Source organism: Chryseobacterium sp. JM1, assembly GCF_000737715.1.
GTDB lineage: Bacteria > Bacteroidota > Bacteroidia > Flavobacteriales > Weeksellaceae > Chryseobacterium.
Genome location: NZ_JPRN01000022.1, coordinates 47,153 through 53,886, shown reverse-complemented (window position 1 = coordinate 53,886; position 6,734 = coordinate 47,153). Strand labels below are relative to the sequence as shown.

Annotated in this window: 8 protein-coding genes; 5 read left to right on the top strand and 3 right to left on the bottom strand. The window is 36.8% G+C overall.

Translation table 11 applies throughout. The features are described 5' to 3' along the window. Positions 1-208 precede the first annotated feature (208 nt). Positions 209-784 (bottom strand): Crp/Fnr family transcriptional regulator, encoded by a 576-nt coding sequence (locus IW22_RS22445; RefSeq protein ID WP_034731597.1) that lies wholly within the window; start codon positions 782-784, stop codon positions 209-211. Positions 785-916: 132 nt separating this feature from the next. Between IW22_RS22445 and IW22_RS22440 the strand changes: the two genes are divergently transcribed. Both IW22_RS22440 and IW22_RS22435 read left to right on the top strand, forming a co-directional pair. After that, a complete protein-coding gene (locus IW22_RS22440; RefSeq protein WP_034731595.1) occupies positions 917-3,286 on the top strand; it encodes an outer membrane beta-barrel family protein in 2,370 nt (789 codons plus the stop codon). Positions 3,287-3,324: 38 nt separating this feature from the next. Then, positions 3,325-4,071 (top strand): hypothetical protein, encoded by a 747-nt coding sequence (locus IW22_RS22435; protein ID WP_034731592.1) that lies wholly within the window; start codon positions 3,325-3,327, stop codon positions 4,069-4,071. On the opposite strand, the gene IW22_RS22430 is transcribed toward IW22_RS22435, so the two are convergent. Together IW22_RS22430 and IW22_RS24745 are read right to left on the bottom strand one after the other, a co-directional pair. After that, positions 4,039-4,410: a hypothetical protein gene (locus tag IW22_RS22430; RefSeq protein ID WP_034731589.1), complete on the bottom strand. Its 372-nt coding sequence runs from the start codon at positions 4,408-4,410 to the stop codon at positions 4,039-4,041. The two genes, IW22_RS22435 and IW22_RS22430, sit on opposite strands and share 33 nt — an antisense overlap. Continuing rightward, positions 4,410-4,544 (bottom strand): hypothetical protein, encoded by a 135-nt coding sequence (locus IW22_RS24745; RefSeq protein WP_262483643.1) that lies wholly within the window; start codon positions 4,542-4,544, stop codon positions 4,410-4,412. The genes IW22_RS22430 and IW22_RS24745 overlap by 1 nt, the downstream gene beginning before the upstream one ends. Positions 4,545-4,632: 88 nt before the next feature. Here IW22_RS24745 and IW22_RS22425 point away from each other — a divergent pair, with 88 nt between their 5' ends. The 3 genes from IW22_RS22425 to IW22_RS22415 all read left to right on the top strand — a co-directional run bounded on the left by IW22_RS22425 (position 4,633) and on the right by IW22_RS22415 (position 6,718). Then, on the top strand, positions 4,633-5,253 hold the full coding sequence (locus tag IW22_RS22425) for a TetR/AcrR family transcriptional regulator (RefSeq protein WP_034731586.1): 621 nt from the start codon (positions 4,633-4,635) through the stop codon (positions 5,251-5,253). A 2-nt stretch (positions 5,254-5,255) separates the two neighbouring features. Beyond that, positions 5,256-5,720, top strand: a complete 465-nt coding sequence (locus tag IW22_RS22420) for a GNAT family N-acetyltransferase (protein WP_034731583.1) — start codon at positions 5,256-5,258, stop codon at positions 5,718-5,720. A 176-nt stretch (positions 5,721-5,896) separates the two neighbouring features. Continuing rightward, entirely contained in the window at positions 5,897-6,718 is an 822-nt protein-coding gene (locus IW22_RS22415; protein ID WP_034731580.1) for a helix-turn-helix domain-containing protein, read from the top strand. Positions 6,719-6,734: the final 16 nt, after the last annotated feature.

Below are 6,734 nucleotides of genomic sequence, written 5' to 3'. Positions count from 1 at the left end.
AATTCCATAAAGTTTTTCCAACTGAGGAACACTGTAGCTGCCTTTTTCAAAGAGAGAAACAATTTCACGTTTAAAATCTGCAGAATAAATCCTGTTCTTTTTAATAAGTCTGATGTTAGCTTTCATAATAAATTGATCTTTTTTTGGTCAACTTATTTCAGGGACGTACAGATGTCTAGCATCTTGGTTCTTGGTTCTTGTCTCTTATTCAGTTAATTATTTTTCTCCGAATCCTGCTCAGACTTTCCGGCTTCATTCCCAAAAAAGAAGCGATATACTGAATGGGAACATTCTGAATGATCTCCGGGTAATTGTCTATCAGTTGAAGATAACGTTGTTCCGCATTCAGGACGGATAGTTCTCTGGAACGGTTTTCATTGTAAGCAATGGATTTCTGAAATACTGAAATACTGAAATCTTTCATCGTCCGACTGCTGCTGACCAGCTTATCAAGGTTTTCTTTAGTAATTCTTAAAAGGCTGCAGTCCGTGATACACTGTACATGATCTTCAGATCTGGTCTGGCTGATAAAATGAGTATAAGACGTGAAAAATCCGGGAGGACAGTTGATATGTGTCGTCACTTCATTGCCGCCCTCATCCATATAAAACAGCCTGAGGTATCCTGAAACAATATAGTACAGATGTCCGGGAATATTTCCGGCTTCCTCCAGAAGTGTATTTTTTGGATAACTGACTGGTTCAAAGTACAGTTTAACCGTTTCAATTTCATCAGAACTGAAATTAAAATCAGAATTCATCTCCTGTAAAAGCCTGTCATGCATGATGAAATATTTTTCGGAATATATTACAAAAATAGCCAAAACAAAACCTGATTTACGGAAAGCTTCTCTTTTTTTTCCAACTTTTTATGTAATGCCACCATCCGGTGAACTGTTATATATGAAAAGCAAACCATGAACAGAAAGATTATCCTTCTTTTAAGCCTTGTCTCATCCACTTACTTTTTCGCGCAAAGCATAGAAGGAAAAGTTATCGACCTACAAAATAAACCGGCTCCGGAAACTGAAGTCCTCATTACAAAAGCAGATATCAAATTTTCTGCGATCACAGACGAGAATGGGATGTTTAAAATTCCATTAAAAGAAGACGGAAATTATATTCTTGAAATTATAAAAGACGGGGTAAAAACCAACAGTGAAAATATTACTGTAAAAGGAAATTCGAAAAAAGACATTCAACTGAAAGAAGCTCCGGTAGAACAAAAATTGGAAGGTGTCACTCTTACTGCCAAAAAGAAATTATTTGAAAGAAAAGTAGACCGATTGGTCTTCAATGTAGAAAATTCTGTAGCCTCACAGGGAATTGATGCTGTGGAAGCACTTGCAAAAACGCCGATGGTTCGTGCCACGGATGATGCGATCAGTATCGCCGGAAAAAGTAATGTCGCTGTTATGATCAATGACAGACTTTTGAACCTGAATGGCCAGGAACTTATCAATTATTTGAAAACCATCCGTTCAGACGATATTTTAAAGATCGAAGTGATCACCACACCGCCAGCCAAATATGAAGCGGAAGGAAAAAGCGGACTGATCAATATTGTCCTTAAGAAAAATTCGAGTCTGGGCTGGAACGGTTCCATTCAGACTTCGGGGAGTTCTTATTGGGGAAGACCTACGACATCAACCAGAAGTGGTGCTACTTTTAATTACCAAGGAGAAAAACTTTCGATTACCAGCAATTTATCTATCGGTGACAATTATTGGGAAAACCGCTCTTATAACTATCTTACCGGAACTACGGACAACAATTACTGGAAAACAAACAGTACCAACATCAACAATTATCGCTATAAAGGAGGCGGCTTAAAAGGTGAATATAAAATCAATGATAAAAACCTGGTAGGATTCAATTACAACTATTCTTTCAGTAATCCGATAGAAAGGGGCGGAAGCAAAGCCAGTATTTTCGACAAGGACGGCTATCTGGATGTTGCGTCAAATTTCAATAACAGAAACCGCAGAAATATTCATAATGCGAGTGCGTTTTATGATGTGAAAATTGATTCTTCGGGAAGCAAGCTGAGCTTAACGGCGAATATGATGCTTAATAATTCCAATGCGAGAAATTTTTACAATACCATTACTTCGGACATCGTTTCTACTTTTGCGAACCCGGTGAGTGAGTACAGAATTTATTCAGGTCAGGCGGATCTTGAGAAGAATTTCGGTAAGATTAAAACAGAAGCCGGGCTGAAGTATACGAAGATTAAAAATGATTCTGAATTTAATTTCTTCAATATTGAGAATGACCAGTATATTCTTAACACAAAAAGAACAAATACTTTCTTTTACAACGAACAGAATTACGCAGCTTATGCATCAGCCAATTTTAAGATCAATGATAAATGGGATGCTAAAGCAGGGCTTCGCTACGAATATACAACCCTGGAAGGAATTTCTATGAATGATGATTCTTCCGCGAAAATCAAATACGGAAAACTATTCCCTACTGCGTATATCAGTTATAAACCGAACGAAAGTAACGCGTTTTCCATCAATTATTCAAGGAGAATTTCAAGGCCGTATTTCGGAAATCTGAATCCGTTTAAATTTTATGTTTCAGAACTGGAGTACAGTACGGGAAATCCTTATCTGTTGCCTTCGTTCTCAGATAATATGGAGTTCGGATATGTCTTAAATAATAATTTTAATGTCACTTTATATTACAACAAAACGAAAGATGACTGGGACAGGATTCAGGTAGTGGAAGGGAAATCGAAATACAGTATTGTGAAAAATTTCTTTAATGAAGATCAGACCGGGATCAACATCAGTTATAATTATAACAAGCTGAAATGGCTGGAATCCAATGTTTTTGTGAATGCTTTTTATTCCAAAACAAAATCTTACGATCCAACGGCCATAGCTGCACCTAAAGGATATAGTGCGAATTTCAATGTTGATAATAATTTCTTCCTGAATAAAAGCAAGACCCTTACTTTAATGCTGGGACTTTGGAGCAATCTCCCGAACAGAGACGGAAATACCTATTATTTTGCCAATACCTCTGTTTATACCGGAATGAAACTGAATCTGATGGAGAAAAAACTTCTGATCAACCTGTATGTGAATGATATTCTGAATACCAACCGAAACAAGGGAATAGAATATTATCCGAATTATGATGTGGAATATTATAATAAAGGCATTACCCGAAATCTCTATCTTTCCGTAACGTATAAATTCGGGAACAATAATGTAAAAGGAGCTACGAAGGAAGTGAAATTTGAAGAATCCAAGCGGGCAGGCGGAGGAAATTAAACTTTATTTTATAATTTAGAAGCAGATACATTTTAACCATGCTGCTACAAAAAATACTGACCGGCAGTTTCCTGATTTGTACAGGATTTCTGCTGGTCTCCTGCTATAAAGACTATCAACCTGAATTATTCAACGGTGAGTGGCTTTCCGACTCTCTGGTCACCAAAGACAATGATCATTGGCGGGAATTTCTGCATTTTGAGAACGGTCATGCAGCACGAACAACCTATTGGGGTAAAAAGTATCTGCTCAATAAGAATCTTCAGTTAAAAGGATTGGAAATGTATGACCGGGACAAGGCCTTATTTCAAATAAAGGTTTTAGATTCCAACAAGATTATTGTAGAAGGAAAAGATTATTACGGAAGCTTTTTTCGAAATGATTTCCAGCTGGATGATATGAAAAAAGAAGTATCAAAGGCTGAAGAAACGGAAAAGCAACGAAAAAAACTACTTGGAGAATGGAAGACTGTTGATTTTAAGACAATTCCCTTATCAGACTCACCTGAAAATAAAATCATGGCTGGATACCTGCAGGATGAAGAAATAATTAATATCCGTTTAAAGGAGATAAGTTCACTAAATTTTAATTATAATACATTTTCAATCCATAATGCAGCAAAAACCTCAGTATTTGAGTACAGTGCGAAACCTAATAAAATAACATTCAATTCAGGAGATGCTATATATTCATTTAAATATTATTTTCAAAAAGAGCGACTCATGATTGAATATCAGAAAACAATGGGTTTTCTACATATCATCACCTTTAAAAAGCCTAATTAATCCAGCTCTGATAAAATAATAAACGATACCTCCCGCGAGATAAGCGACAACATCCAAAATATCTACTGTAAATTTTTCCGAAAGCATTGGACAGATTACTTCAAACAAAATTGAAAGATATAATGTTGAAGACAAAATAAATTTAAAATCGGGTTTCCAGTGATAGCCCAGAATGTTATTCATCAGATATTCTATCAGATAAGTGTACATGGGAACCGTGATACAATCAGTCAGATGATTGCTGATCACCGGAATGATAATTCCTTTCTTTCTCAGAAAAATAATCAACAGCCAGGCGGCAATCCCGAGCAAAAACCAGTATGAAATTTTATTTTTCATCACATATGAAGTATGGCCATGATGAATCCGATAATGATCTGTAGGATTTTCACGAGCGTTTCCTGTATCTCTTTTCCTTTTTTGGAGTCTCTGTTTTCGGCGGTTTCATAATTGAATATTTCTTTCCCTTCCATCCCGGTAGATTTTATAGGGCAAAGATATAAAAACTAGAACAAATGTTCTAATTTTGAAATATGATTTAAAGTCTCTTATATTTGGATCATGAAAACCAAGGATAAAATCTTATCGAAAGCATTGGAGTTATTCAATGAAAAAGGCTACAACAATATCACCACAAGGCATATTGCAGCCGATCTGAACATCAGTGCGGGAAATCTGCATTATCATTTTAAACATTCGGAAGATATTATCAAGATCCTTTTTTCTGAACTGATCCTTAAAATGGATGCTTTAATGAATGATCTCCGGATAATAGAAAATAAAACACTGGAAGATCTTTATCACTTTACTTTTTCAACCTATGAGGTTTTTTATTCTTTCCGTTTTATCTTCATGAATTTCTTTGATATTCTTAAAAAAATTCCGGTCATAGAATCACAGTATGAATCTATTAATATCACCAGAAAGGACGAGTTCAGGGAGATTTTCAAAGGTTTTCAGAAAGACCATATTTTCAGAAACAATGTTCCGGATTTTATCCTGGGAAGCCTCACCACACAGATTTTCATTATTGCAGACAACTGGCTCATCCACAACAGCCTTTCTTTTAAACTCAACAAAGAGGAGGCGGTAAAGCATTATGCATTGATTCAGATGAATCTTTTTTATCCGCTGCTTACCGAAGAACAGCAAAAAATTTATGAATTAAAATATATCAGCTAATTATGATCATCAGAAAAGGCAACTCCAGCGACCTGACAGAAATGCGCACCCTTTTTACAGATACCGTTACGACGGTCTGCCAAAACGATTACAGCAGCGATCAGATTAATGCATGGAAATCCGGAGCGGAAAATGAAGAAAGATGGCTCAGGGTAATAGATAGTCAGTTAGTCATTATAGCTAAAATTAATGGCCAAATGGCGGGATTTTGCACTCTGGATCGGGGAAATTATATTGATCTGCTTTTCGTTCATAAGGATTTTCAAAATCAGGGAATTGCCCGGAAAATGTATACCTTTATCGAACAGGAAGCCACCCTCCGGAAAGAAAAAACATTGGCCGCTGATGTCAGTAAAACAGCCAGACCTTTCTTTGAAAAAATGGGTTTTAAAGTCATCAAAGAGCAAACCGTCAATGTAAAAGGAATTGATCTCACCAATTATAAAATGGAGAAAGACTTAAATTAGAGTTATGAGTTATAAATTATAAGTTATGAGTTTTGGAGGTAGGGAATTTGGGATTGAAAGTATATGGATGTAACAGGTAACTCTTGGTTTGAACCACGAAACCCGCATCCCGATGCTAAAATTCACCATTCACTTGCGAAGCAAAATTCACCATTGACTTATTAAAAATCTTTACCATGCAGGAATCACACCCGGAATATCATCAGCTCAAAATATCGGTTCCACAGGAATTTGAAAGTGTATTTACGCATTTTTATTTTGCTGAAAATGGCTCTTCCGATTCTGTTACGAAAACCCTGCTTCCCTCCTATCAAACGATTATGCTCTTCTGTTTTGGGGAGAATGTTTTTATGACCACTCAGGAAAACACCATCGCTGAAGTGGACAAATGTGTTGTGCTGGGACCCGTACGGCAAGCCTTTGATTATACACTTCCTGCGGGAAGTTCTATTCTGGTGGCTAATTTTAAAGACGATGCTTTTTACCGTTTCTTTGGAAAAGCAATGATTTCCACTCAGGGCACTCATCCCGATGAACTTTTGAAAGACAATTGTTTTACGGAACTCTGGCATCAGATCTCTGAATTTGCTTCCCCACAGGAAAAAACCGCGCATATTCTTGAATTCTGCCGTCCTTATCTTCAGGATCAGGATGAAACAAGCCGCCTGCTGAGCAATTTTGAAAACATCAGTCTGAACCCTGTCAAAACCATCGCCGAACATACCCACCAAAGTGAAAGAAATATCCAGCTGAAGCAGAAAGAACAGTTTGGGTATTCTTCCAAAGAACTCGCCCGATACAGCCGTTTTCTCAAAGCAATTACTCTTATTGAAAAAGAACAGGAAAGTGGCAACAAAATAGAATGGTTCAGCGTTATTGACCAATGTGGTTACTATGATCAAAGCCAGCTCATCCATGATTTCAAACATTTCATTAATATTTCTCCTTCTAAATACGTAAAATTCCAAAAGGACATCTGCCGCTCCGGATCAGACTGATTCCGTTTCGTTTTCT